Raw genomic sequence first — 26625 nt, forward strand, 5'->3', positions numbered from 1 at the left:
CTGCGACCGTAAAGGACCGGCAGGCCGCTGTGCTGCAATCTATCGGATCAGGCGCCGGGGTGCTTTGCGGCAAGCGCCATCATCGAAGCGCATAGGGCGAAGGCGATTCCGGTCGCGGCAAGCCCGTACCATCCGAAGCGCTGTGCGAGATGGGCCGCGACGCCGGCGCCCGTCGCGCCGCCTAGAAAATAGCTGCTCATGAACACCGTATTCAGCCGGCTTCGCGCCTCGGCCGCCAGAGTGTAGATGCGGCTCTGGTTGGCGATCAGGCCAGCACGATTGCCGATATCGAGCAGGATCATCGCGGCGATCAGGAAGCCGATATGTGAGCCCGCTTCGATGACCAGCAGGAAGGCGAGCAGCACCGTGAGCGCCCCGATGCGAAGCACGAGAGGGGCGCCCAGACGATCGACGGCCCGACCGATCCAGGGCGAGGCCAAGAGCCCGGCAAGGCCGACGAAGCCGAAGGCGCCCGCCATGTCCGGGCCGAACCGGTAGGGCTCTTCGGCGAGCAGCGTCGCCAACGATCCCCACAATGCCGAGAAGGCCGCGAACATCAGGAAACCGGCCAGGCAGGCGGCGCGCAGGACGGGTTCCCTGCGGATCAGGTCGCCAAGCGAAGACAACAGCGACAGGTAGGGCAGCGTCGTGCTGGGCGGGGTCCGGGGCAGCCGGAAGATCACGATCGCCATCAGCACGGCGTCGATTCCGACCGCGACCAGAAACATGGTGCGCCAGCCCGCATGGCCGCCGACGACGCCGGACAGCGTTCGCGCGAACAGGAGTCCCGCCGACAGGCCCGAAAGAAGAGAGCCGACGATACGCCCTCGCACCTCCGGCGCGGCCAGTCCCGAGATGGCGGGAATAATGACCTGCGCCATCACGGCCGTGAGGCCGACGGCGACACTGGCGGCGATCAGCGCGGCAAAGGTCGGCGCAAAGGCGACGGCCAGGAGGCTCGCCATGTTGAACGCCAGCAGGGTCAGGATCAGCCGCTTGCGATCAATCCGGTCGCCCAAGGGTACGAACAGGACGAGCCCGCCCGCATAACCGAGCTGGGTCGCCGTAGCGAGAAGGCCCGCATCGGAACCAGATCGGCCAAAGCTGGCGCCCATCTCGGGCAGCAGCGGTTGATTGTAATAGAGAGTCGCGACGGCGAAGGCGCAGGCGGCCGCCATCAGGAAGATGGTGGCTGGAGACAGCGGATCGGCCGCCGGATCCTTGCGATCGACCAAGGATGACATGGGCAGGTCTCGGATAAAGAGGACGGCCGTGTTTGCGCCTTTCGGCCTTTGCGGATAATCGCCCTTTCTCGCTCAACATTCTTGCGCACTATGCAAAGATGGACTTCGCGCGTTACGCCGCTCACCTGGAATTGTTCGTCGAGGTCGCGGATCGCGGCAGCTTCTCCGCTGCGGCGCGCAAACGGGGCGTGGCCGTATCCTCCATCGTCCGCAGGATCGACGCGCTGGAGGCCGATCTTCAGGCGAAGCTCTTCGTCCGCTCCACTCGCGCTTTGACGCTTACCGATGCGGGCATGAAGCTGCTCGGCCGCGCCCAGGACGTCATCAACCGATTGGTCGACGCGCGATCGGAGATTAGCGCTTTCGATGAAAGACCCACGGGTGTCTTGCGCGTCAGCTGCCTGCCGACCTTTGGCCGCCTTCACGTCATTCCCGTGGTGGCGAAGCTCCTGGAGACCTGGCCGAACCTCGGGATCGAACTCGAACTGACCGAGCGCCTCTCCGATCCCGCCACAGAGCGGTGCGATGTCGCGATCCGTGTCGGAGATCAGGTGGACAGCGGTTTGATCGCAACCCGCATCGGCAGCCAGCGCTGGATGATCTGCGCGGCTCCGTCCTATCTCGATCATTATGGCCGACCGGCAACGATTGAGGCCGTCGCGGATCACAGAAGGATCGGCAAGGCGCGTGAACTTCCCGATATCGGCTGGTCGCGTGTCACGAGCGCGGGTGTCGAACTGACCGACAGCGCCCGCATCTTCCGCTGCGATGAGTTCGAAGCGCAAAGGCAGGCTGCTCTATCCGGGATCGGCCTGGCCATGCTGCCGAATTGGGTCGTCGCGTCGGACATCGCGGGGGAGCGGCTGACTATGCTCTTCGACGAGCCGACACGGGAAGCTTCGCCGATCCTGATCCTGCGCGCTTTGCCGGATGCGCCGCCGAAAATGCGCGTCTTCATCGACGCCATGCGCGACATGCAGGTGTAGCCGGCGAGGCGGCGGCGGCATAGGTCAAAGCACCGAGCGGCGATCCGGCGAGGGGCTCAAGATCAAAAAACTAACGTGACGCTGGCTTGATCTGCACAAAGAACATATCATGAACAAATGGCGCAGATCGATCTTCGACGAAAGCTGGCGGTTCTGGCGGATGCGGCCAAATATGATGCGTCCTGTGCGTCGTCGGGATCCACAAAGCGAAACTCGCTGGGGGGCAAGGGCGTGGGGTCGACCGAGGGGATGGGGATTTGCCACGCCTATACGCCGGACGGGCGCTGCGTCAGCCTGCTGAAAATCCTGCTGACCAACTTCTGCATCTACGACTGCGCCTATTGCATCAATCGGGTGTCGTCGAACGTGGAGCGGGCGCGGTTCACGGTCGAGGAGGTGGTGGATCTGACGCTGGCCTTCTATCGGCGCAACTATATCGAGGGCCTGTTCCTGTCGTCGGGCGTCATCCGCAATGGCGACTATACGATGGAGCAACTGGTCGAGGTGGCGCGGCGGCTGCGTGAAGATCACGACTTTCGCGGCTACATCCATCTGAAGCTGATCCCCGAGGCGGATGCGCGGTTGGTGGAGCTGGCGGGGCTCTACGCCGACCGTCTGTCGGCCAATATCGAACTGCCGCGTGACGAGGCGCTGGGGCGGCTGGCGCCCGAGAAGGATGCACGGACCATCCGGAAGGCCATGGGCCAGGTGCGGTTGAAGCTGGAGGAGGCCCGGCCCGAACGACGGGACCGAAAACGCCCGCCCGCCTTTGCGCCGGCCGGTCAATCGACCCAGCTGATCGTCGGGGCGGACGGGGCGCCGGACACCGAAATCATGGCGCGCAGCGCATCGCTTTACGGCGGCTATGGCCTGCGCCGGGTCTATTATTCCGCCTTCAGTCCCATTCCGGACGGGTCCAGCCTGTTGCCGCCGACCAAGCCGCCGCTGATGCGCGAGCATCGGCTGTATCAGGCCGACTGGCTGATGCGGTTCTATGGCTTCAGCGCGCCCGAGATCGGGGAGGGCGCCGACGACGGCATGCTGGACCTGGCGGTCGATCCGAAACTGGCCTGGGCGCTGCGGCGGCGCGAGGCGTTTCCGGTCGATGTGAACAAGGCGGCGCGCGAGGCCCTGCTGCGGGTGCCGGGGCTGGGGGTGAAGGCGGTGGACCGGATTCTGTCGGTCAGGCGGTATCGGACGCTGAGGCTGCAGGACGTAGGGCGGCTGACACGGTCCATCGAGGCGGTGCGGCCGTGGATCACGGCGCTGGACTGGACGCCCGGCGGGCTGACGGACGCAGCCGATCTGCGGGCGCGGCTGGCCCCGCGCGCCAAGGTCGAACAGTTGAGCCTGTTCTGATGCGCACGGCGATCCTGGCCGATCCGCTGGATTTCGACGGGTGGCGGAGGGCGGCGCGGGCCTTTCGCCTGGCAGGGGTGGAGCCGGCGATGGCGCGGTTCGTCGTCGCCGCGGGCCAGGGGGCCCTGTTCGAGGAGGGTAACGGACCCCCGGCCGAGGTGGGCGGCGCCTTCACCGCGCCCCGCGCCTTCGTCGAGGCGGCGCAAAACCTGATCCAGCATCGGTCCGAGGATCGGTTCGACCTGATGTATCGTCTTCTGTGGCGGCTGAAGGAGCAGCCGGACCTGATGGCCGTCCTGTCCGATTCCGACGTCGCCGAAGCCGCCGACCGGATGAAGGGGGTGCGGCGGGCGGCCCACAAGATGAAGGCTTTCGTCCGCTTTCGTCAGTCCGAGGATGCGCGGGGCGAACACTGGGTCGCCTGGTTCGAGCCCGCCCATCGGGTTCTGCAGTCGACGGCGCCTTTTTTCGCGCGGCGGTTCAGCACCATGCGGTGGTCGATCCTGACCCCGGATGGGACGGCGTCCTGGGACGGCGACCTGATGCGGTTCGGCCCGGCCGTGGATCGCAGCCAGGCGCCGGCCGAAGACGAGATGGAGGAATTCTGGCGCACCTACTACGCCTCCACCTTCAACCCGGCGCGACTGAAGCCGAAGGCGATGCGCTCGGAGATGCCGAAACAATATTGGAAAAACCTACCCGAGGCGGCGCTGATCCCGGAACTGACGGCGGCTGCGTCGGTTCGCACCGATGTCATGGTGTCTCGGCCCACGCCCCAGCCCAATGCGCGGTTCCAACGCGCCCGAGCGCCCCTGGTGGATCGGGCCGCGACCGACGATCTGGTTCCCGACACCTTGGCCGACCTGGCGCGCGGGGTGCAGGGGTGCCGCCGCTGCCCGCTGTGGCGCGATGCGACGCAAGGGGTCTGTGGCGTCGGCCCCAAGACGGCCGAACTGATGGTGGTGGGCGAACAGCCCGGAGATCAGGAAGACCTGGCCGGTCGGCCCTTCGTCGGCCCGGCGGGCCAGTTGCTGGACCAGGCGATGGCCGAGGCGGGGCTGGACCGAGACGCGCTGTACCTGACCAACGCCGTCAAACACTTCAAGCACGAACCGCGCGGAAAGCGCCGCCTGCACAGGACGCCGAATGCTGGCGAGGTCCAGGCCTGCCGCTGGTGGCTGGACCATGAACGTAAGCTGGTGAAGCCGCGGTTGATTCTGGCCCTGGGCGCCACGGCGGGCCTGGCGGTGCTGGGACGAAAGGTTGCCGTACAAGCCGAGCGGGGCGCGGTCATGGTCCAGGCCGACGGGGCGCGCGTCCTGATGACGGTCCACCCGTCCTATCTGCTGCGTCTGCCCGATGCGGAGGCCAGGGCGCGGGAGCGGGCGCTGTTCGTGCGCGACCTGAGAACGGCGATTCAGGCCGTCTGAAGGCGTGACGGTTCGTCCCCGGTTTGCGCCGGGGCCGAGGCAGCGTATCGTTGGGTCGATGTTGGAACTTCGCTCTCTTCCGGTCGAATGCGCGCAGCGGCGACGCGATGCCGCATGCGCCACCTGCGGCGCGCGGGCCTTCAGCGTGTGCGACAGCCTGCCGCCCGCGGATCTGGCCCAGTTGGACGCCATCGCCGAACAGACCCGGTTCGCCGCGGGCGAGGTGCTGGCGCGCGAGGGCGAGCGCGCCGATCACCTGTTCAATGTCACGTCCGGCTCCTTGCGAATTTACAAGCTGCTGCCGGATGGGCGGCGCCAGATCACGGGTTTTCTGTTCGCCGGGGACTTCGTGGGCCTGGCCACGGGGCCGACCTACGCCTTTTCGGCCGAGGCCATCGAGGACACGACCGTGTGCCGCTTCCGCAGGGCGGACTATCTGGCGCTGTTGCAGGAGACGCCGGTCCTGGGATCGGCCCTGCTGGAGCGCGCACGGCACGAACTGGCGGCGGCGCAGAACCAGATGCTGCTTCTGGGGCGCAAGTCGGCGCAGGAACGGATCGCCTCCTTCCTGCTGGACCTGCCCGACCTGGACCCGGCCCGGCCGCAGGAGGACGACCATGTCCATCTGCCGATGACCCGCGCCGAGATGGCCGACTATCTGGGCCTGACCATAGAGACGGTCAGTCGCGGCCTGACGAAGCTGAAGACGGCGGGGGTCATACGGCTGCTGTCCCTGCACGAACTGCGGGTCGAACAGCCGGAACGCCTGCGCGCCCTCGCCGAGGGCGAAGCCTAGAGCCTGATCGTTTTAGACGGAATCGCATAGCGATTTTCCCTCAGCGGATCAGGCTCCAGGGTCAGGCGTCCGCCGGAACGGAATCGGCCTGGCGCGTCAGGCGGACCCGACCCTGGGCGTCCAGTCCCTCTATCCGCAGACGCAGATCGCAGACGGTCAGGGGCGCCAGACGGTGGCTGATCAGGATCAGGCCCTGACGGCGTTCGGACAGGCGACGGGTCAGGGCGGCCAGAACCCGCGCCTCGGTTGCGGCGTCCAGCCCCTCGGTCGGCTCGTCCAGAACCAGCCAGGGCGCGTCCCGCAGATAGGCGCGCGCCAAACCCAGCCGACGTCGCTCGCCCCCCGAAAACCGCTCGCCGTTGGCGCCGACCGGGGCGTCCAGGCCCAGGGGATCGGCGCGCACGCGCGCGGCCAAGGCGGCGTCGTCCAGCGCCCGCCACATGGCCGGCTCGTCCACGCGACCGGCAAGGGCCAGGTTCTGGCGGATCGTGCCGTCCATCAGTCGCACGTCCTGGGCGGCACAGGCGAACAGGGGGCGTCGCGCGTCCGGCGACAGGCCCGCAATGTCGATGCCGCCCAGCCAGGCTTCGCCTTCGCAGGCGGAACGCAGGCCGATCAGCCGCTCGACCAGGGTGGTCTTGCCGACGCCCGAGGCGCCGAACAGGCCCAGTCGCGCCGGGGGATGCAGGCCCGTCGCCAGTCCGGCCACGCGCAGGGTCTCGTTGGGCGGCGTCTCGTCCCGTGGAGCCGCGCGCGTTCCGGGTTCGCTTTCCGAAAGGACGGCGTCCAGCCGTTCCTGCGCCTCGGCCGCCGCGCCGTTCTGGTGCAGGGCGCCGATCAGACCGGCGAAAGATTCCAGACCCATGACGGTCGCCAGGGCCGCCAGGGCCGTCAGGGGCAGGGGCGCGCCATGGGTCGCAGGCACGACGGCGGCGACCGACAAGGCCGTCACGCCCGCCTGCCAGACCGCCATCCAGCCGCCGGCCTGGGCCTGGTCGATCAGGGCGCGGTCGCGGACATCAGCCGCCTCTACGATCTGCTGCGTCGCCCAGCCGTCCAGGGCGTAGGCCTTCAGCTCGGGCGAGACGGCCTCCAAAGCCGACAGCCGGTCCTTCAGACGGGCCACCGCGACCTGGGCCGCGCGGCCGGCGGGATCGGCCAGACGGCGGGCGATCAGCGTCGCCCCGCCCGAGGCCAGGCCCATCGACGCCAGCAGGATCAGACCGGCCAGGGGCGCCGCCATCGCGGCCAGGAGGATCGAGGCGACCGCGCCGGCGCCCAGAGCCCAGGGCGACGACAGCCGCACGAACAGGGTCTGGACCGCGTCCACGTCCTGAACAAGGCGGGCCGATGCCTCGCCCGACGACAGGGCCAGGGCGCGCTCGGGCGGGGCCGAGGCCAGGGCCTGGAACAACTGGGGCCGCAGGCGGGCCAGAGCCTTCAGCGCCGCCTCATGGCCGGCGACCCGTTCGATGTAGCGGGCGCCCGTCCGCAGGATTGCCAACAGGCGGATGACGGCGCTGGGCGTCAGATAGTTGAAGTTCTGGACCGCCAGGCCGCCCGCCGCCCCGGCGAAGGCCGCCCCGGTGATGAACCAGCCCGACAGGCCCAGAAGGCCCACGGCGGCCACCGAGACGACGGCCCCGGCGGCGGCGGCCAGACGCAGGCGTCGACGCTGGACCTGGCGCTGGGCCGCGATCAGGGCGGCGATACGGCCAGAGGACCGGCCAGAGGACCGGCCAGAGGAGCGGCCCGAGGATTGGGCGGGGGGCCGGACGCTCACAGCCGCACCACGCGATCGGCCAGGGCCGCGACGGCGGTGGAATGGGTGGCGATCAGGGTCGTGCGCCCGCGCGCCGCCTCGCGGATCACCGCCAGCACAGCCTGTTCGGACGCCGGGTCCAGGTTGGCGGTCGGCTCGTCCAGCAACAGGACCGGCGCGCGCTTCAACATGGCGCGGGCCAGGCCCAGGCGACGGCGTTCGCCGCCGGACAGGCCCCCGCCGCGTTCGTCGATCAGGCGCTCTAGATCGCCTGTCAGGCCGGCGGTCTGGGCCGCGGCCTTGACGCGGCCGGGGCAGGCGGCCGGATCGGCCACGGCCACATTGTGGGCCAGGGAGCCGGGCACGACGACCGGCGCCTGGCTGGCCCAGGCGATCTGGCCCGACAGATCGACGCCGTCGCCCAGCCGGACCCCGCCGATCTCGACCGCGCCGGCGGTCAGGGGCGACAGGCCCAGCAAGAGGTGGAGCAGGCTGGACTTGCCCGCGCCGCTGGCCCCGACCAGGGCGACCATCTGGCCGGGCCGGACATCCAGGTCGAAGTCCGCGATCACCGGCGCCGCGCCGTCATAGGCGACGCTGACGGCCTGAAATCGGATCGACGGCGCCGTCTCGCCCAGCTTCAGTCGCATGGGCGCTGGACGGTCGGGCGTGACCAGGGCGGGGGCGGCGGCCTCTGCGGCCTGGCGGTCGTGATAGGCGGCCGCGAGCCGGCGCAGCGGTTGATAGACCTCGGGCGCCAGGGCCAGGACGAAGAAGGCCCGGCCCAGGTCCAGCGTCTCAGGAACTGGAAAGGGCAGCAGCCGCAGCAGGTTGAAGCCGCAATAGACGGCGATCAGGGCGACCGACAGGGCCGAAAAGAACTCCAGCACGGCGGAAGAGGCGAAGGCGATCCGCAGGACGCGAGCCGTGCGGCGCTCCAGTTCGTCGGAGGCCGTGGCGATCTGGGCGGTTATACGATCCGTCGCGCCGAAGGCCAGGACGGCGGGCAAGGCGCGGACGCGGTCGATGAACAGGCCCGACAGCCGCTCCAGCGCCTGGAACTGACGTCGGCTCTCGCTGGCGGCGGCCGTGCCGGCCAGGATCATGCCCAGGACGAAGGGCAGGAGGGTGAACAGCAGGACGCCCGCCGAAACCGGGCTGGCCACGGCCGCGGCGGCGACGATCAGCAGGGGCGACAGGCCGGCGGCCAGACGCAGGGGCGCGAACCGGCCGTAGTAGCCGTCCAGCGCCTCCACCCCCTCGACCAGGGCGGTCAATCGCTCGCCGGATCGTCGGCCCTGCCCGAACATGTCGGCCAGAAGCCGACCGCGCACATCCTGCTTCACCACCCGGCCTAGACGCGCGCCGACCGCGACGGCGGCCTGGCCCAGCAGGCCGCGCGCGATAAGGCTGATCGCCGCCAGGGCCAGCCAAGGCGCGGCGGCGGCCGGCGATTGGGCGAACCTGTCCACGCCCAGGGCCAGGCCGGCGGCGAAGCCGATGGCGGGCAGGACGTCGGCGATGGTCAGGACGGCCGCCAACATCGCCGGTCGACGCCAGGTACGGCCGGTCTGTTTCAGCCAGGCGGCGGGCGCGAGCGGGGCGGACGAGATGGCGGTCATCGACGGAACTCCAGCGCCCGGCCGTCGCCGCGCGCCATTGGGCGGAACGCCGTCGGACGAAATGTCCAAGGACGAAGCGTCCAGTAGGACGGTCAAGGCGCGCTCGCTTTGATCGAGATCAAGGCGACCGTCCCGCCGGACTTCTAGGGCGGGTGAAACGTCGGGGCTTGGTCCGGCGTGACGGAGCAACGCCATGATCGACCTAGCGGTCGTCGACCTGTCCCGGCTGCAGTTCGCGCTGACGGCCCTCTACCACTTCCTGTTCGTGCCCCTGACGCTGGGCCTCAGCTTCATGCTGGTCATCATGGAGTCGATCTATGTGATGACCCGCCGGCCGATCTGGCGGACGATCACCCGTTTCTGGGGCACGCTGTTCGGCATCAACTTCGTGCTGGGCGTCGCGACCGGGATCACCATGGAGTTCCAGTTCGGCATGAACTGGAGCTATTACAGCCACTACGTCGGCGACATCTTCGGCGCGCCCCTGGCGATCGAGGGCCTGATGGCCTTCTTCCTGGAGGCGACCTTCGTGGGCCTGATGTTCTTCGGCTGGGACAAGCTGAAGCCCTCGGCCCACCTGTTCGTCACCTTCATGGTGGCGCTGGGCACCAACCTGTCGGCCCTGTGGATCCTGATCGCCAACGGCTGGATGCAGAACCCGGTCGGCGCCGCCTTCAATCCCGACACCATGCGAATGGAGGTCGCGGACTTCATGGCCGTGCTGTTCAATCCGGTGGCCCAGGCCAAGTTCGTTCACACGGTTTCAGCCGGTTACGTCTGCGCCTCGGTCTTCGTGCTGGGCGTATCGGCCTTCTATCTGCTGCGCGGCAAGCACGTGGGGTTCGCCAAGCGGTCGATGACGGTGGCCTCGGCCTTCGGTCTGGCGGCGTCGCTGTCGGTCGTCGTGCTGGGCGACCAGTCCGGCTATGCCCTGACCGACAACCAGAAGATGAAGCTGGCCGCCCTGGAGGCCATGTGGCACACCGAACCGGCGCCGGCGGGTCTGACCCTGATCGGCATCCCCTCGATGAAGGACCGCGAGACCCATTACGGCGTCCATGTCCCCTGGATCATGGGCCTGATCGCCACCCGCACCATCGACAAGCCGGTCGAAGGCATCTTCGAACTGGTCGCCACCTCGCAGGACCGCATCGAATCCGGCGTCGTCGCCTATGACGCCCTGGAAAAGGTCAAGGCCAATCCTCAGGACAGCGCGGCTCGGGCCGTGTTCGAGACCCATCGGCGCGACCTAGGCTACGGCCTCTTGCTGAAGCGGCATGTCGCCGATCCGCGCCAGGCCACGCCGGAACTGATCCAGAAGGCGGCCTGGGAGACGGTTCCGAACGTGCCGGCCCTGTTCTGGAGTTTCCGCGTCATGGCCGGCCTGGGGATGTTCCTGATCGTCTTCTTCGCCACCGCCTTCGTTCTGTGCACCGTGCGCAAACATCAGACGAAGTGGTTCCTGCGGATCGCGGTCCTGGCCATTCCCCTGCCGTGGATCGCCATCGAGTTCGGGTGGATCCTGGCCGAGTTCGGGCGTCAGCCCTGGGCGGTGGACGGAGTGCTGCCGACCTTCCTGGGCGCCTCGTCCCTGACCGTGCCGCAGCTGTGGGCCACCATCGTCGGCTTCACCCTGCTGTACGGCGCCCTGGCGGTGGTCGAAGTGCGGCTGATGCTGTTCGCCATCAAGAAGGGGCCGTTCCACGAACAGGAGACGTTCGGCGAACCCAATCCCGAAGCGCCGGCCGAGCGCGTTCCCGCGCCCGCCGTGGCCTGACCCAAGACCTTAGGACATCCGACCATGGATCTTCCCCTCGACTTCGCCACGCTTCGCCTGATCTGGTGGGGGCTGCTGGGCGTGCTTCTGATCGCCTTCGCCCTGACCGACGGTTTCGACCTGGGCGTCGGCGCCCTTCTGCCCTTCGTCGCCAAGACCGACGAGGAGCGCCGCATGGTGATCAACACCGTCGGCGCCACCTGGGAGGGCAACCAGGTGTGGTTCATCCTGGGCGGCGGCGCCATCTTCGCCGCCTGGCCCTTCGTCTATGCGGTCAGCTTCTCGGGCTTCTACCTGGCCATGTTCCTGGTGCTGTCAGCGCTGATCCTGCGGCCCGTGTCGTTCAAATACCGCTCCAAGCGCGGATCGGCCGGCTGGCGGTCGTTTTGGGACTGGTGCCTGTTCATCGGCGGCTTCGTCCCGGCCCTGGTGTTCGGCGTAGCTGTCGGTAACGTCCTGTTGGGCGCGCCCTTCCATCTGGATGGCGACCTGCGGTCTTTCTACGACGGCAGCCTCTTGGGTCTGTTCACTCCCTTCAGCCTGATCGCCGGCCTGTTGTCGGTGGCCATGCTGGTGCTGCATGGCGCGGCTTGGCTGTCGGTCAAGGCCGAGGCCGGCCCGGTGATGGAGCGGGCGCGCCTGTTCGGGACGGTCGCGGGCGTCCTGGCCCTGGTGCTGTTCGCGGTCGGGGGCCTGTATGTCGCCTATGGCGGCCTGGGCTATCGGATCACCGGCGCCCTGGACGTCAACGGCTTCTCCAATCCGCTGCGCACGACGGTTCAGGCCCAGCCCGGCGCCTGGCTGGACAACTACGGCCGCTATCCGTGGATGCTGATCGCCCCGGCGCTCGGCTTCCTCGGCGCGCTGATCGGTCTGGTCGGCATGTGGCGGCGGTCCGCGCCGCTGGCCTTCGGCGGGTCGTCCCTGTCGACCGTCGGCATCATCTCCACCGTGGGCCTGTCGATGTTCCCCTTCATCCTGCCCAGTTCGGTCAATCCGCAGTCCAGCCTGACAGTGTGGAACGCCTCGTCCAGCCATGTGACCCTGTTCATCATGCTGATCTGCACGGTGATCTTCCTGCCGGTGGTGCTGCTCTACACGGCCTGGGTCTATCGGGTCCTGTGGGGCCGGACCTCGACCGCCGCCCTCAAGACCAACCCCGACCTGTACTGAGCCATAGGAGCTTATAGCGATGTGGTATTTCTCATGGATACTGGGCCTGGGTCTGGCGGTCGCCTTCGGCGTGCTGAACGGTCTGTGGCACGAGTTCCGCCTGTTCGACGAAGGCGATGTCGGCCTGTCGCGGCCCGATGCTTCGAAAGAGGAAGATGCCCCGCTCTGACGCCGAAAGGCAGGCGAAGCGGGACCTGATCGACCGCTACGACGCCCATGCGCCGCGCTACACCTCCTATCCGACGGCCGTGCAGTTCACGCCGGCCGTCGGGGCCGAAACCTGGGGCGACTGGCTGGCGGCCGTTCCGCGCGACCAGGCCGTGTCGCTCTATCTTCACATCCCCTTCTGCAAGCGGCTGTGCTGGTACTGCGGCTGCAACACCCGGGCGGTGAACCGGATCGGGGTGATCGCCAGCTATGTCGATCTGCTGCTGAAGGAGGCCGATCTGGTGCTGGCGCGGATGGGCGGGCCGGTGCGGGTGGGATCGATCCACCTGGGCGGGGGCACGCCCAATATGCTGCCCCCCGCCGAACTGGAGCGGCTGTACGCCGGCCTGGCCGCGCGGTTCGACCTGGGAGACTGTTTCGAGGTCGCGGCCGAGCTGGATCCCGAGGTCCTGACGCCCGAATGGATGGAGGCCGCCGGGCGCATCGGCCTGAGCCGCGCCAGCCTGGGGGTGCAGGACCTGTCGCCGCGCGTCCAGGCCGCGGTCAATCGGCCCGAGACCTTCGACAGCATCCAGGCGGCGGTCGAGGGGCTGCGGGCCCAGGGCGCGACCTCGATCAATCTGGACCTGATGTACGGTCTGCCGCTGCAGACGGTGGAGAATCTGATCAATACCCTGGGGCGGGTGACGAGCCTGTCGCCCGAGCGGATCGCCCTGTTCGGCTATGCCCATGTGCCGTGGATGAAGCCGCACCAGAAGTTGATCGACGCGGCCGACCTGCCGGACGCGGAGGCCCGCTTCGCCCAGAGCCAGGCGGCGGCGCGTTATCTGGTCGCCAAGGGCTGGCAGGCGATCGGCCTGGATCATTTCGCCCTGCCGCACGACTCCCTGGCGGCGGCGGCGCGCAGCGGTCGGCTGCATCGCAACTTCCAGGGCTATACCACGGATGCGGCGCCGGTTCTGATCGGCCTGGGCGCCTCGTCCATCAGCCGAACGCCGCAGGGCTTCGTCCAGAACCACGCGCAGGAGCGGGACTGGCGCGCGGCGGTCGGCGCGGGCGACCTGGCCGTGGCGCGGGGTGTGGCCCTGCACCCGCGCGACGCCTTCATCGGCGCGATCATCGAACGGCTGATGTGCGATTTCGAGGTCGATGTGACCGCCCTGGCGCGCGCCCACGGACGCGGGCCGGCCGATGCGGCGCTGGCCTGGCCGCGACTGGAGCGGTTCCAGGACGACGGCCTGATCGCGGTCGAGGCGGGGCGGGTCCGCGTGCTGCCGCGCGGGCGGCCCTTCGTGCGCGCCGTCTGCGCCGCCTTCGATCCACACGCGGTCGGTGAAGGACGTCACGCCCGCGTGGTCTGACGGCCGACGCCAGGGCGATGGGTGATCGACAATCGCCCTGGGGCGGCATAGGCAGGCGCGGTTCGCCGAATATTGAGAGACGCCGCCGATGCCTTCCGGACTGATCGCCCTGCTCGACGATGTGGCGGGGATCGCCAAGATGGCCGCAGCCTCGATCGACGATGTGGGGGCGGCGGCGGGCAGGGCCTCGACCAAGGCCGCCGGGGTGGTGGTGGACGATGCGGCCGTGACGCCCCGATACGTCACTGGCCTGTCGCCCAGCCGGGAACTGCCGATCATCGGCAAGATCGCCTTGGGGTCGTTCCGCAACAAGCTGTTGCTGATCCTGCCGGTCGCCCTGCTGCTGAGCGCCTTCGCGCCCTGGGGCATCACACCCATCCTGATGTGCGGCGGGGCCTATCTGTGTTTCGAAGGGGCCGAGAAGCTGATGGAGGCCGTTGGTCATGGCGGCCATGAAGACGCGACGCCGACCGAGACCGATCCCAGACTGATCGAAAAGACGACCGTGTCCGGCGCCGTCCGCACCGATCTGATCCTGTCGGCCGAGATCATGGCCATCGCCCTGGCCGATGTGGCGACCCAGCCGATCTTGACCCAGGCGGTGGTGCTGGCGGTGGTCGGCGTCGCCATGACCGTGGCCGTCTATGGGGTGGTCGGCCTGATCGTGAAGATGGACGACATCGGCCTTGGTCTGGCGAAGCGGTCGAACGGCGGGGTGCGGGCCCTGGGACGCGGCCTGGTCAAGGGCATGCCGGTGGTGATGGACGCCCTGGGCGCCATCGGCACGGCGGCCATGCTGTGGGTCGGCGGCGGCATTCTGGTGCATGGCGCGCATACGCTGGGCCTGGCCTGGCCGGCCGAGCCGCTGGAGCATCTGGCCCATGGAGTCGGCCAGGTGTTCGGCCCCCTGGACGGCGTGGTCGCCTGGCTGGTCATGGCCCTGGGCGCGGCGCTGGTCGGCGTGATCGTGGGCGGGGTCGTCGTCCTGATCCTGCATCAGATCGGCCGGATGCGTGGGGCGCCCGCGCACTGACCCGCGCACTGAATCGAGCCGGCGTCATGCGTCTGCAACGCGGCGCGGCTAAGGCCCCAGGATTGGTTTCGGAGTGAAGATATGTCCCTGTCGCGTGTCGCCGTTCTGGCCGCTGTCGCCGTCACGCTTGGCCTGACGCCCGCGCCTGCGACGGCCCGCCCGGCGCCGTCTCAGGCGGCGAGCGCCGCCGTCCCGCCCAAGCTGATCGTGACCATCGTGGTCGATCAGTTCAGCGCCAATCTGTTCGACCAGTATCGCAGCCGCTACAGCGGCGGTCTGCGCCGGATGGCGGACCAGGGGCTGGTGTCGATCAACGGCTATCAGAGCCACGGCCTGACCGAGACCTGCCCCGGCCACTCCACCGTCCTGACGGGCCTGCATCCCGCCCAGACCGGCATTCCGGCGAACGACTGGATCGACGCCAGGACCGGCAAGGAGGTGTATTGCCTGGCCGCGCCGCAGAACCATCTGGCCCACGGGCGGGACGACACGGACAATGGGCCGGTCGGGCCCGAGCAACTGCGCGCCACCACCCTGGGCGACTGGCTGAAGGCCGCGAGCCCCGACAGCAAGGTCGTGGCGGTGTCGGGCAAGGATCGGGGCGCGATCAATCTGGCGGGCCATCGGGGCCAAGCTTTCTGGTTCACCGAGGGGTTCGGCCTGACCACCTATGTCGAACCGGGCGAGACGGCCGAGGCCAAGCTGGCGCCGGTCACGCGCTTCAACGCCGACTTCAACGCCTGGATGGCGGCGACGCCGGTGGCCTGGGACTATCGGAACGCCGACTGTCGCGCCCTGGCCGGCGACTGGACCATTCGCGGCCAGACCTTCCATTCCGTCCTGCCGCCCGCCGGACTGAAGTTCGACACCTCGCCCCTGCTGGACGAACAGACGCTGAAGGCCGCCGAATATCTGCTGGACAGCCAGAAGCTGGGGCAGGGCGCGGCGACCGACATGCTGGGCGTCAGCCTGTCGGCCACCGACCGGATCGGCCATATGTACGGCACCCAGGGGCCGGAGATGTGCGAACAGATGCACCGGCTGGATGCGGCCCTAGGCGAATTCCTGGACAAGCTGGCGCAGGTTCCGGGCGGGGTTCTGGTGGTTCTGACCGCCGACCACGGCGGTTCGGACTTCGTCGAACGGCTGCACGACCACGGCTATCCCCAGGCGCGCCGGGCCGACACGGATGCGATCAAGGGGGTGAACGCCGCCTTGAAGGCGCGCCTCAACCTGGACGCCGACCCGCTGCAGTCCGGTGGAAGCGGCTGGATGGTGGCCGACGCCCAACGCCGTTCGCTGCCCGATCCCCTGCGGACCCAGGTGGCCGAGGCGGCGGTCGAGATGCTGCGCGCCCTGCCGGACGTGGCCTTCGCCGAGACGCGCGACCGTCTGCTGGCCGAACCCCTGCCCGACAGCCGCCAACCCGAGATGATGACGGTGCGCGAGCGGATGCGCCTGTCGACGGTGGCCGAACGGTCGCCGGACATCCAGTTCGCCTGGGCGCAGAATACGACCGCGGGCGGGCGCGTCGGCTCGACCATCGCCGGGCACGGCACGCCCTGGGAGTATGACCGGCGCGTGCCGATCCTGTTCTGGTGGCCGGGCGCGACGGCCGAGGAGCGGTTCCTGCCGATCCGAACCGTCGACATCGCCCCGACCCTGGCCCATGTGATCGGCGTCCAGACGCCCAGGGTGGAGGGGCGCTGCATCGACCTGAACGGGTTCGCGGTCGCCGACTGTCCGGCGACGGAGGCGGCGGAGACCACGCGGGGGCGATAAACTCCTGTTTCGGGGTTGTAAACTCGTGTTTCCCGGCGGGGGCGTGGTCTTACGCCCTTGACGTTTCCTCGGCAGAAGAGGGCAAATCGTCCTCGTCTCCGCACGAACCGGAGCCGGGCGCGCAGAAACCGATAGGAAACGTCCGCATGAACAGAGCCCGCCGCGCCCGCATCGTTGCGACCCTGGGGCCCGCCAGCCGCGCCCCCGGCACGGTAAAGGCCCTGGCCCAGGCCGGGGTGGACGTCTTTCGCCTGAACTTCAGCCATGGCTCGCACGAGGATCACGCCGCCGCCTTGAAGGCCGTGCGCGGGGCCGAGATGGCCCTGCAACGACCGCTGGGCGTTCTGGCCGACCTGCAAGGGCCGAAACTGCGGCTGGGACGGTTCAAGGACGTGGAGATCGCGGTCAAGCCGGGGCATAAGATGCGCTTCGATCTGGACCCGACGCCCGGCGACGAGACGCGGGTGCAGATGCCGCATCCCGAAATCTTCAAGGCCCTGCGCCCCGGCATGCTGCTGCTGCTGGACGACGGGCGGGTGCGGCTGCGCGTCGGCGACCGCACCGACGACTGGGCCGATGTCACGGTCGAGAGCGGCTCCAAACTGTCGGATCGCAAGGGCGTGGCGGTGCCGGAAGCCGTGATCCCGGTTTCGGCCCTGACGCCGAAGGACCGCGAGGACTTGGCCTTCGCCCTGCGCCAGGGCGTGGACTGGGTGGCGCTGAGCTTCGTGCAAAAGCCCGAGGACATGGCCGAGCTGAAGCGGATCGTGAACGGTCAGGCCGCCTGCCTGGCCAAGATCGAGAAACCCGCCGCCCTGGCCGATCTTGAGGCCATTCTGGATTATTGCGACGGGGTGATGGTGGCGCGCGGCGACCTGGGGGTCGAACTGGACCCCGAGGACGTGCCGGTGGCGCAGAAGCAGATCGTGCGAGCGGCCCGCAATCGCGGCGTGCCGGTGATCGTGGCGACCCAGATGCTGGAATCCATGACCAGCGCCCCGGCCCCGACCCGCGCTGAGGCGACCGACGTGGCCAACGCCGTGTACGAAGGGGCCGACGCCCTGATGCTGTCGGCCGAGACGGCGTCGGGCGACTATCCGCTGGAATCGGTCGGCATCATGAGCCGGATCATCGAACGGGTGGAGCGCGACCCGATGTGGCCCAGCCTGATGCGAGCCGAACAGCCCGGCATGGACGAACAGGACGTGGACGCCCTGGTCGGGGCGGCGGCCATGGCGGCGGGCGCCCCGTCGACCGGCTGCCTGGTGGTCTTCACCACCCTGGGCGGGACGGCGCGGCGCATGGCGCGGGAACGGCCGCTGAAGCCGATCCTGGTGCTGACGCCCAATCCGAACACGGCGCGGCGTCTGGCTCTGGTCTGGGGGCTGGAGACGCGGCTTGGCGACCAGCCCGACTCGTTGGAGGCCGTGACCGACCAGGCGGTGAGCAGTGCGGTGCTTTACGGCCTGACCGAGCCGGGCCAGCGGGTGCTGATCCTGGCGGGCACGCCGTTCGGCGCGCCGGGGGCGGCCAATCTGCTGCGCCTGGCCCACGCGCCCAGCGCCAAGGCCGGCCGAGGGAAACGCTGAGTCGCGGCCGGAAATTGCACTGCACCGCCGAAAACGGTGCAATATGCAAAAGAGTGCAATTCCGGCCCGCAAACGCTGTCAAAGGCCCAGGCGGCCATTATACCGGAAATTGGCCGATAAAACCGTGGCTTGGTGTGATCCAATAGGGGCGGGGGAACCCGGATCGCGCCCCAGCGCGCCTGATTTCGTCAGGATGCGAGACGCCCTACAGCCTGATGCGTCGAGGAGGAACTGCGGCGGTTCCGTCTGAAACGATCAGGCCCTAGTCTGGCGCCCATGAATCGGGGGTCGGCATGATCAAGTACATCGGCTCCAAGCGGGCGCTGCTGGGTCAGGTGACGGGCGCCGTCGCCGGCGTGCTGCCGGCCGGCGGGCGGGTGTGCGATCTGTTTTCGGGCACGGCGCGGGTCGGCCATGCGCTGAAGAAGCAGCGGTTCTCGGTCTGGTCGAACGACCACAACGCCTATGCCCACGCCCTGGCCACGGCCTATGTCCAGGCGGATCGGGAGCGGTGGGCCGACAAGGCCGCAGCGGTTCTGGCCGAACTGCGGACCGTGCGGCCCGAGGCCGGCTGGTTCACCCAGACTTTCTGCCACGACGCGCGCTATTTCCACCCCGACAACGGCGCGCGGATCGACGCCATACGCGAGCGGATCGAGGCCCTGGCGTTGGAGCCTGAGCTGAAGGCGGTGGTCCTTGTCAGTCTGATGGAGGCGGCGGATCGGGTCGACAGCACCGCCGGGGTGCAGATGGCCTATATGAAGCAGTGGGCGCCCAGGGCCCTGAAGCCCCTGGACCTGCGTTTGCCGGACCTGGTTCCCGGCGTTCCGGGCGGGTGCCGCGCCACCTGCGCCGATGCGGTCGAGATGGCCGATCAGGTGGAGGCGGACCTGGTCTATCTGGACCCGCCCTACAACCAGCATTCCTACCTGGCCAATTACCACTGCTGGGAAAGCCTGGTGCTGTGGGACAGGCCCGAGACCTATGGGGTGGCGAACAAGCGGGTGGATGTAAAGACGCGCAAAAGCCCGTTCAACAGCCGCCCCGGCATCGGGCCGGCCCTGCAGTCAGTGATCGAGCGGGTCAAGGCGCCGAACCTGATCGTCAGCTTCAACGACGAGGGCTATCTGAGCCGCGCCGAACTGGAGGCCATGCTGGCCGCACGCGGCCATGTGCAGGTGGTGGAGATCGGCCATCCCCGCTACGTCGGGGCGCGCATCGGCATCCATAATCCGAAGGGCGAAAAGGTCGGCCAGGTCGGGCGGCTGAGGAATGTCGAATATCTGTTCGTGGCGACCGAAAGGCCCGTGACCGTCGCGGCGGCCGCCTGATTCTTTTCAGCTTTCTGGCCTGGCGTCGGAACCGTAGGCCGGACCCGCCGTTTCCGGGGCATGATATCGTCGCCCCCGCCCACGACCGGATTGTCCGCCCGCCAGGCCAACCCCGCCATGATGCGCTCGCGCGACGTGGGGCGCGCCCGCACCTTCGAGGGCCACACCTTCGACGGCCAGACCTTCGGCCGGCGCGAAACGGCGGAAGACGTCGAGGCCGAGCCGAAGCTGCGTCCGCCGCCGCGCTGGCTGATCGCTCTGGCCGGGGTGGCTGTCGCCGCCCTGATGGGCGCCATGGTGGGCGCCGTCATGCACGTCTGAGATCAGCCGTCCTGGGCCAGCAGGGCGCGGATCGGCGCCCAGGTGCGGCGATGGGCCGGGCAGGGGCCTAGGCTTTGCAAGGCCGCCTGGTGCGCCGGGGCGTTATAGCCCTTGTGCCGGGCGAAGCCGTAGCCGGGGTGGCGGTCCTCCAGTTCGATCATCAGCCGATCCCGCGCTGTCTTGGCCAGGATGGAGGCGGCGGCGATGGACAGCGACAGGCTGTCGCCCTTGACCGCCGTTTGGACTTCGCAGGGCAGGGCGAAGCGATAGTTGCCGTCGACCAGGGCCGCGACCGGCGTGACCGCCAGCTGTTCGATGGCCCGGCACATGGCCAGGCCCGTGGCCTTCAGGATGTTCAGTTCGTCGATCTCTTCCACCGACGCGAACCCGACGCCCCAGGCGACGGCGCGCGCCTTGATCTGGATCGCCAGTTCGTCGCGCCGTTTTTCCGTCAGGGCCTTGGAATCGTCGATGCCCGGCGGCAGGTCGTCGGGATTCAGGATTACGGCGCCCGCCGACACCGGCCCCGCCCACGGCCCGCGCCCCGCTTCGTCCACCCCACAGACGGGGCCGCCGACGCGCTGGGCCAACAAGGTCTCGAGCGTCAGGGTCGGGAAGGCGCGGGAAGGGACGGGCGACTTAGCCATGTTCGCCCATCGCACGAACCTGGGTGTGGCGGAAGCAGGTCGTCTGGTGATCGTTGACCATGCCCACGGCCTGCATGAAGGCATAGACGATGACCGGGCCGCAGAAGTTGAACCCGCGTTTCTTCAGGGCCTTGGCCATGGCGACGGATTCCGCCGTCTGGGTCGGGGCCTGGCGATAGTCGGCATAGGGCGTCTGGATCGGCTTGCCATCGACGAAGGACCAGAGCCAGGCGGAAAAGTCTTCGTTGTTGTCGCGCATCTCCAGCCAGATCTGGGCGCCCCGGATGGCGGCGTTGATCTTGGCGCGGGAGCGGATGATGCGGGCGTCGCCCAGCAGGCGCTGGATGTCGTCCTCGTCATAGCGGGCGACGATCTCGGGATCGAAGCCGTCGAAGGCGTCGCGGATGCCTTCGCGTTTTCTGAGGATGGTGATCCAGGCCAGGCCTGCCTGGAAACCGTCCAGGGTCAGCTTTTCCCACAGGGCGCGGGGATCGCGCTCGGGCACGCCCCATTCGGTGTCGTGATAGGCGATGTAGAGCGGGTCGGTCGTGCCGCACCACCCGCACCGGCCCTGGGCGTTCGAATCGATCATGCGTCGATGTTGCCACTGTGTTCCGGGCGAGGCCAGTGTGTTCCGGCCAAGGAAAGACGCGATCAGTCCCGCACCAATCCCCCGTCGACCACCAGATTCTGGCCCGTCACCGCGCGGCTCCAGGGACTGGCGAAGAACAGGACGGCGTCGGCGAACTCTTCGGGGGTGGTGACGGAGCGGAGCGGCGTCATGCCGGCGATGAAGTCGAAGACGGCCTCGGGCGTGGCGGCGCTGGCGTCGGTGGTGCGCAGGAGGCCGCCGGAGACCATGTTGACGGTGATGCCATCAGGGCCGAGGTCGCCGGCGGCGGTGCGGGTCAGCGACAGCAGGGCCGCCTTGGCGGCGGTGTAGTCATGGTAAGGCACGACCGGATTCTGGAACAGGTTGGTGCCGATGTTGACGACGCGGCCGAACCGGGCCGCAGCCATGCCGGGCGCGGTCGCCTGGATCAGGTTCAGGGCGCCGCGCACGACGGTCGAGAACTGGCGGTCCATCTCGTCCCAGCCGATGGCGGTCATCTGGGACCGGGCGTCGCCGTTGAAGCTGTAGTCCAGGGCGTTGTTGACCACGGTGCTGACGGGGGCGCCGAAATGGCTCTGCGCGGCCGCGATCATGGCGTCCACCGCCGCGCGGTCTGTCACATCGGCCTGGAGGGCGAGGGCGCGGTCGCCGATCTCGGCGGCCAGGGCGCTGGCGGCCTCGCCGCTGTTCCTCCAGTTGATGACGACGCGGGCGCCTTCCCGGGCGAAGGCGCGGACGCTGGCGGCGCCCACGCCGCGCGCGCCGCCGGTGACGAGGACGATCTGATCGGCGATTTTCATGGTCGGAGACTCAGGCGTTGGAGAAGGAAAGGTCGTCCTCGCCCATCCAGGCGGGTCTTCGCAAGCGCACCGGGCGGCCATCGACCGTCAGGTCTCCGTCCAGGCGGTCGATCCGCAGCAGGGCCATGGCGGAACCGTCGCGGCCGGACAGAAGCTGGCCCGCGCGCAGGTCGCCCTTCAGCACCTCTGCGCCGAAGGCGGGCGTGGGACCGTCGAAGTCCAGCGGCAGCATCCGGGTCTTGATCGCGCCCCGCCGCTTCATGCGCGAGGTCGTCTCCTGGCCGACGAAACAGCCCTTGCGGAAGTCGATGCCGTTCAGCAGGTCGAAGTCGGCTTCGATCGGATAGGTCTTGTCGTCCGGGGCGTCGCGGGCCGGGTCGGGCAGGCCGACCGACAGGCGGTGGGCGTCATAGTCGGCCTCGGTCGCGTCGGGCGTCGCCTGGCCATACCGGCGACCGCCCATCAGGGGGGTTCGGGGGTCGGAAACGAAGCCGTCCGCCGCCTGGGGCCAGGCGGCGAAGACGGGCCGGTCGTCGGCTGTGATCTGCACCTTGGCGCGCAGGCGGTACATCGACAGCCGCTGGATCAGGGCCTCGCGCCGGTCCGTGGCGACATCCAGCAGGACGCCGCCCGCCTGACCCAAAATAAACAGGTCGAACAGCAGCCGGCCGGGCGGCGACAAAAGGGCGCCGAACCGCAGTTCGCCCTCCTTCAGCGTCTCGACATCCTGGGTCAGCAGATTGTGCAGGAAGGGTTTGGCGTCATCGCCGGTGATCGAGATCAGGGCGCGGCTGTCGAGACGGGCGATGGGCATGGGCGCTAGATAGGGTGTTGAGAGCGTTTCTCAAACCACCGCATAGCGCGCCACGACGCCGTCGGGCTGGAAGTCGTGTTCGGCCAGCTTGTCCAGAGACTGGACGACGCGCGAGATGAAGGCTTCGGGATCGCCGTCCTCGATGGCGGGACGCAGCCAGTCGGTGACGACGGCGCGGGCCGGATAGGTCCCGACGGGGCCGGGAATGCTGAGCGCCACCTCGATCCCTTCGGCGATCCAGCCCGCCACGGTAAGGAAAAATTCGGTCGAGGCCAGGAAGTCGGAGCGGCGCAGGACATACAGGGTGATGATCCCGTCCTCGATCCCGTCCGGGCGGACGATGACGCCGCTGCGATCCGGCCGCCACGCCTCGTCCAGCTCGATCACCCGCCACAGGCAGAACCAGATGCGGCAGGTGTTGGGACGAACTTCGTGAACCGAACAGCCCGCGCCATCGACGCAATAGGCGCACAGTTCGCCGGTCGGCTTGGCCAGTTCCGGCAGGTCCAGCGGAATGACCCGACAGCATTCGACGCAGGCGCCGCATTCCCGACCGGGCAGAAGCGGCAGGCTCACTGCGGCCGGTCGATCTTCAACTCGCGCTCCAGCTTGGCGATGCGGCGGTCCAGGTCGGCGACCATCTGTTCCAGCCGCGCCTTTTCCGACGCCATGTCGATGGGCGTGCCGTCCTCGTAGGAAATCGTCGCTCCCTTGGCGATCAGGTCCAGCCGATAGAGGGCCGTGACGCGCTGGGCCTTGAAGCGTTCGAGGGCGGCGGTGGCGGCGGGATCGGGCGTCTGGATCATGCGCGTCGCTGTAACGCATGGCCCCTGCCTGTGGAAACAACCGTTTAGCACTGAACCGCAGATAGAATCCCTGTATCCCGGATGCATGATCGGGCGGTTTCCCATCCTGTACATCGCCGAGGCGGACGCGGAAGACGCGGTTCTGTCGTCCGGCGTGCTGGCGCATCTGGTCGACAGCCTGCCCCAGGCGACCTTCACCGTCGTGGGATCGGCGGCCTCGGCGCCCCTGTTCGCCGACACGCCGCGCCTGGCGAGGCTGATCGTGCTGGAGCGCGAAGGCCATTTCGAATGGATCGCCCTGTGGAACCAGGTGCGCGGAACCAAATGGGGTCTGGTCGTGGACATGCGCGGCTCGGACATTTCGGGCAAGTTGCGGCGCGAGCGGCGTGCCGTGCGGAGCAAGGCGCAGCCGGGCCTGCACGCGGTCGAGGCGGCGGCCGCCGTGCTGAAGCTGGAGCCGGACGAGACGCCGGCGCCGCGCCTGTTCTTTTCCGACCGGACCCTGGCCGAGGCCCAGGCGCTGTTTCCGACCACGGGCGGCGACGGTCCCATCCTGGCGGTCGGGCCGGGCGTGGAATGGATGGGCAAGCGCTGGCCCGCCGAACGCTACGCCAAGGTGGCGACCAAGCTGCTGGCCGACGACGGGCCGCTGGCGGGCGGGCGGCTGATGATCGTGGGCGAAGAGATCGACCGCGAGGCGGCCCACACCATCCGTTACGCCGTGCCGAGGGCGAGGATGATCGAATTGCAAGGCAGGCTGACACGGCTTCAGACGGCGGCGGCCCTGTCGAAGGCGGCGCTGTATGTCGGAGCGGACTCGATCTGGACCCATCTGGCGACGGCCTCGGGCGCGCCCGTGGTGGCGGTGTTCGGCCCGTCCGACGAGACGACGCGCGGGCCGTGGAAGGGGCAGGCCGTGCGCGGCCCGCGCAGCTATCAGGAGTTCAAGACCCTGGACCCGCGCCTGAACCAGGCCATCCAGCACATGATGGACCTGCCGTGGGAGCGAGTTCTGAAGGGGGCGCAGCGAATGTTGAAGGCGCGGGATTAAGACTCCTCCATCCCGCTCATCGCCGCTTTCGCGGGGATGAGCGGAAATGTAGAAGCACGGCATCGGATAGAGGATGCCCGCCCCATGACCCAGACCTATGACCTGATCGTCCGTGGCGGCGAGGTGGCCAATCATGCGGGGCGCGGCATGGCCGACGTCGGGGTGATCGACGGCAAGATCGCCTTCATCGGCGACCTGAGTCTGGCCTCGGCGGGCGAAGTCTTCGACGCGACGGGGCTGACGGTCCTGCCGGGCGTGATCGACACCCAGGTCCACTTCCGCGAGCCGGGGCTGGAGTGGAAGGAGGATCTGGAGACGGGCAGCCGCGCGGCGGCCCTGGGCGGCGTCGTCGCCGTGTTCGAGATGCCGAACACCAATCCCAACACCACCGACCCCGACACCATGGCCGACAAGCTGGCGCGGGCGAAGGATCGGATGTGGACGGACCACGCCTTCTACGTCGGGGGCACGCACGAGAATGCGGACTATCTGGGCGAACTGGAGCGGTTGCCGGGCTGTTGCGGGGTCAAGGTCTTCATGGGCGCCTCGACCGGCGACCTGCTGATCGCCGACGACGAGGGGGTGAGGAAGGTTCTGTCGAACGTGCGCCGTCGCGCCACCTTCCACTCCGAGGACGAATACCGGCTGGTCGAGCGGCGGGGCCTGGCCCGCACCGGCGACTGGACCAGCCACCCCGAGGTGCGTGACGCCGAAAGCGCCATCCGCTCGACCCGGCGTCTGGTCGGTCTGGCCAAGGAGACGGGCGCGCGCATCCATGTGCTGCACGTCACGACCCGGGACGAGATGGAGTTCCTGCGCTTTCACAAGGATGTCGCCACCGTCGAGATCACGCCCCAGCACCTGACCCTGGTCGGGCCGGAAGCCTATGTACGGCTGGGCAGCTATGCGCAGATGAACCCGCCGATCCGGTCGCAGGAGCATGTGGACGCCCTGTGGCTGTGGGGGATGCAGCAGGGCGTGGCCGACGTGCTGGGCTCGGACCACGCGCCGCATACGAAGGAAGAGAAGGCCAAACCCTATCCGGCCTCGCCGTCCGGCATGCCGGGGGTGCAGACGCTGGTGCCGCTGATGCTGACCCATGTGGCCAATGGGCGCCTCAGCCTGGAGCGATTCATCGACCTGACCTCGGCGGGGGCGCAGCGGGTGTTCGGCACGGCCAACAAGGGGCGGATGGCCGTCAGCTATGACGCCGACCTGACCATCGTGGACCTGAAGGCCAAGCGCACGATCACCCATGACCAGCAGGCGACGCGCTGCGGCTGGACTCCGTTCGACGGGGTGGAGGCGACCGGCTGGCCGATGGCGACCATCGTGCGCGGTCGGGTGGTGATGCAGGACGGCGAACTGATCGGATCGGCGCACGGGCGGCCGGTGCGGTTCATGGAGACGCTGTGAGGGAAACGCTCGGCCTGATCGGCTTCGGCGCCTTCGGGCGGCTGACGGCGCGGCATCTGTCGGCCTGGTTCGACATCCTGGCCCATGATCCGGCGGCGACGGACGCAGAGGGCGTGGCGAGCCTGACCGATCTGGCGACCGCCGCCGCCTGTCCGACGGTGGTGCTGGCCGTGCCGGTCGAGGCGCTGGAGGCGACGCTGAACGTCATCCGCCCGCACCTGGCGCCGGACGCCCTGGTGATCGACGTGGGGTCGGTGAAGGTGAAACCCGCCCAGGCGATGGACGCCTTGCTGCCGCCGGGCGTGCGGATCGTCGGCACCCACCCGCTGTTCGGCCCGCAGAGCGGCAAGGACGGCATCGCCGGCCTGCGCATCGCCGTCTGCGAGGTGAGGGGCGCAAAGGACGCCCGCCGCGTCGCCGCCTTCTGCCGCCGGGCGCTGGGGCTGAAGGTGTTTGTGGTCACGCCCGAGGACCATGACCGGGAAGCCGCGACGGTTCAGGGCCTGACCCATCTGATCGCCCGCGTCCTGATCGCCATGGAGCCCCTGCCGACGCGCATGACCACCGCCAGCTTCGACCGACTGATGCAGGCCGTCGACATGGTCCGCCACGACAGCCCCGCCGTCTTCCGCGCCATCGAACGCGACAACCCGTTCGCGGCCGAGGTCAGGGAACGGTTTTTTGCGCTGGCGGATGAGGCGCGAGGAGCGAGCACGCGCTGAGGTAATCAAACCTTCACTTGGC

At 68.8% G+C, this 26625-nt stretch carries 25 protein-coding genes; 16 read left to right on the top strand and 9 right to left on the bottom strand.

Features of this window, described 5'->3' with window-relative positions; all coding sequences use genetic code 11:
* Positions 1-47: 47 nt before the first annotated feature.
* A complete protein-coding gene (locus tag QE389_RS00110) occupies positions 48-1235 on the bottom strand; it encodes an MFS transporter (protein ID WP_307363477.1) in 1188 nt (395 codons plus the stop codon).
* Between the two features lie 41 nt (positions 1236-1276).
* Between QE389_RS00110 and QE389_RS00115 the strand changes: the two genes are divergently transcribed.
* The 4 genes from QE389_RS00115 to QE389_RS00130 all read left to right on the top strand — a co-directional run bounded on the left by QE389_RS00115 (position 1277) and on the right by QE389_RS00130 (position 5815).
* Entirely contained in the window at positions 1277-2230 is a 954-nt protein-coding gene (locus tag QE389_RS00115) for a LysR family transcriptional regulator (RefSeq protein ID WP_307363479.1), read from the top strand.
* A gap of 117 nt (positions 2231-2347) precedes the next feature.
* Complete coding sequence (locus QE389_RS00120) at positions 2348-3589, top strand: putative DNA modification/repair radical SAM protein (protein WP_307363480.1); 1242 nt, start codon at positions 2348-2350, stop codon at positions 3587-3589.
* Positions 3589-5019: a UdgX family uracil-DNA binding protein gene (locus QE389_RS00125; protein WP_307363481.1), complete on the top strand. Its 1431-nt coding sequence runs from the start codon at positions 3589-3591 to the stop codon at positions 5017-5019. The genes QE389_RS00120 and QE389_RS00125 overlap by 1 nt, the downstream gene beginning before the upstream one ends.
* A gap of 145 nt (positions 5020-5164) precedes the next feature.
* Entirely contained in the window at positions 5165-5815 is a 651-nt protein-coding gene (locus tag QE389_RS00130) for a cyclic nucleotide-binding domain-containing protein (RefSeq protein WP_307363483.1), read from the top strand.
* A gap of 61 nt (positions 5816-5876) precedes the next feature.
* Here the strand turns inward: QE389_RS00130 and QE389_RS00135 are convergent, their stop codons facing one another.
* Both QE389_RS00135 and cydD read right to left on the bottom strand, forming a co-directional pair.
* Positions 5877-7598, bottom strand: a complete 1722-nt coding sequence (locus QE389_RS00135) for an amino acid ABC transporter ATP-binding/permease protein (RefSeq protein ID WP_307363485.1) — start codon at positions 7596-7598, stop codon at positions 5877-5879.
* Entirely contained in the window at positions 7595-9199 is a 1605-nt protein-coding gene (gene cydD / locus QE389_RS00140; protein WP_307363486.1) for a thiol reductant ABC exporter subunit CydD, read from the bottom strand. The genes QE389_RS00135 and cydD overlap by 4 nt, the downstream gene beginning before the upstream one ends.
* 196 nt (positions 9200-9395) lie before the next feature.
* On the opposite strand from cydD, the gene QE389_RS00145 reads away from it, so the two are divergent.
* The 9 genes from QE389_RS00145 (at position 9396) to QE389_RS00185 (ending at position 19734) form a co-directional block, all read left to right on the top strand.
* Positions 9396-10976 (top strand): cytochrome ubiquinol oxidase subunit I, encoded by a 1581-nt coding sequence (locus QE389_RS00145; protein WP_307368834.1) that lies wholly within the window; start codon positions 9396-9398, stop codon positions 10974-10976.
* A 24-nt stretch (positions 10977-11000) separates the two neighbouring features.
* Entirely contained in the window at positions 11001-12149 is a 1149-nt protein-coding gene (gene cydB / locus QE389_RS00150) for a cytochrome d ubiquinol oxidase subunit II (RefSeq protein ID WP_307363488.1), read from the top strand.
* A gap of 19 nt (positions 12150-12168) precedes the next feature.
* On the top strand, positions 12169-12318 hold the full coding sequence (gene cydX / locus QE389_RS00155; RefSeq protein ID WP_307363491.1) for a cytochrome bd-I oxidase subunit CydX: 150 nt from the start codon (positions 12169-12171) through the stop codon (positions 12316-12318).
* On the top strand, positions 12305-13678 hold the full coding sequence (hemN, locus tag QE389_RS00160) for an oxygen-independent coproporphyrinogen III oxidase (protein ID WP_307363493.1): 1374 nt from the start codon (positions 12305-12307) through the stop codon (positions 13676-13678). Before cydX ends, hemN begins: the two co-directional genes overlap by 14 nt.
* An 88-nt stretch (positions 13679-13766) precedes the next feature.
* Entirely contained in the window at positions 13767-14711 is a 945-nt protein-coding gene (locus tag QE389_RS00165; RefSeq protein ID WP_307363495.1) for a DUF808 domain-containing protein, read from the top strand.
* Positions 14712-14792: 81 nt separating this feature from the next.
* Positions 14793-16493, top strand: a complete 1701-nt coding sequence (locus QE389_RS00170; protein ID WP_307363497.1) for an alkaline phosphatase family protein — start codon at positions 14793-14795, stop codon at positions 16491-16493.
* A gap of 146 nt (positions 16494-16639) precedes the next feature.
* Positions 16640-18082, top strand: coding sequence for a pyruvate kinase (pyk, locus tag QE389_RS00175; protein ID WP_307363499.1), 1443 nt, complete (start codon positions 16640-16642; stop codon positions 18080-18082).
* Between the two features lie 293 nt (positions 18083-18375).
* Positions 18376-19413 (top strand): DNA adenine methylase, encoded by a 1038-nt coding sequence (locus tag QE389_RS00180; protein WP_307363501.1) that lies wholly within the window; start codon positions 18376-18378, stop codon positions 19411-19413.
* 90 nt (positions 19414-19503) lie between these two features.
* Positions 19504-19734 carry a hypothetical protein gene (locus QE389_RS00185; protein ID WP_307363503.1) on the top strand — a complete coding sequence of 77 codons (231 nt, stop codon included), beginning with the start codon at positions 19504-19506 and terminating at the stop codon, positions 19732-19734.
* 2 nt (positions 19735-19736) lie between these two features.
* On the opposite strand, the gene QE389_RS00190 is transcribed toward QE389_RS00185, so the two are convergent.
* The 6 genes from QE389_RS00190 to QE389_RS00215 all read right to left on the bottom strand — a co-directional run bounded on the left by QE389_RS00190 (position 19737) and on the right by QE389_RS00215 (position 23414).
* Positions 19737-20381 (bottom strand): ribonuclease HII, encoded by a 645-nt coding sequence (locus tag QE389_RS00190; RefSeq protein ID WP_307363504.1) that lies wholly within the window; start codon positions 20379-20381, stop codon positions 19737-19739.
* Positions 20374-20973 (bottom strand): DNA-3-methyladenine glycosylase I, encoded by a 600-nt coding sequence (locus QE389_RS00195; protein WP_307363507.1) that lies wholly within the window; start codon positions 20971-20973, stop codon positions 20374-20376. The genes QE389_RS00190 and QE389_RS00195 overlap by 8 nt, the downstream gene beginning before the upstream one ends.
* Positions 20974-21035: 62 nt before the next feature.
* Positions 21036-21794 (bottom strand): 3-oxoacyl-ACP reductase, encoded by a 759-nt coding sequence (locus tag QE389_RS00200; protein ID WP_307363509.1) that lies wholly within the window; start codon positions 21792-21794, stop codon positions 21036-21038.
* Between the two features lie 10 nt (positions 21795-21804).
* Positions 21805-22608, bottom strand: a complete 804-nt coding sequence (locus QE389_RS00205) for a folate-binding protein YgfZ (RefSeq protein WP_307363511.1) — start codon at positions 22606-22608, stop codon at positions 21805-21807.
* A gap of 30 nt (positions 22609-22638) precedes the next feature.
* A complete protein-coding gene (locus QE389_RS00210) occupies positions 22639-23184 on the bottom strand; it encodes a hypothetical protein (RefSeq protein ID WP_307363513.1) in 546 nt (181 codons plus the stop codon).
* Positions 23181-23414 carry a hypothetical protein gene (locus QE389_RS00215; protein WP_307363515.1) on the bottom strand — a complete coding sequence of 78 codons (234 nt, stop codon included), beginning with the start codon at positions 23412-23414 and terminating at the stop codon, positions 23181-23183. The genes QE389_RS00210 and QE389_RS00215 overlap by 4 nt, the downstream gene beginning before the upstream one ends.
* A gap of 85 nt (positions 23415-23499) precedes the next feature.
* On the opposite strand from QE389_RS00215, the gene QE389_RS00220 reads away from it, so the two are divergent.
* The 3 genes from QE389_RS00220 to QE389_RS00230 all read left to right on the top strand — a co-directional run bounded on the left by QE389_RS00220 (position 23500) and on the right by QE389_RS00230 (position 26603).
* Positions 23500-24465 (top strand): glycosyltransferase family 9 protein, encoded by a 966-nt coding sequence (locus QE389_RS00220; RefSeq protein ID WP_307363517.1) that lies wholly within the window; start codon positions 23500-23502, stop codon positions 24463-24465.
* Positions 24466-24549: 84 nt separating this feature from the next.
* A complete protein-coding gene (locus tag QE389_RS00225; RefSeq protein WP_307363519.1) occupies positions 24550-25881 on the top strand; it encodes a dihydroorotase in 1332 nt (443 codons plus the stop codon).
* Positions 25878-26603: a prephenate dehydrogenase gene (locus QE389_RS00230; protein ID WP_307363521.1), complete on the top strand. Its 726-nt coding sequence runs from the start codon at positions 25878-25880 to the stop codon at positions 26601-26603. Before QE389_RS00225 ends, QE389_RS00230 begins: the two co-directional genes overlap by 4 nt.
* Positions 26604-26625: the final 22 nt, after the last annotated feature.

It is taken from the genome of Brevundimonas sp. SORGH_AS_0993, from assembly GCF_030818545.1.
GTDB lineage: Bacteria > Pseudomonadota > Alphaproteobacteria > Caulobacterales > Caulobacteraceae > Brevundimonas.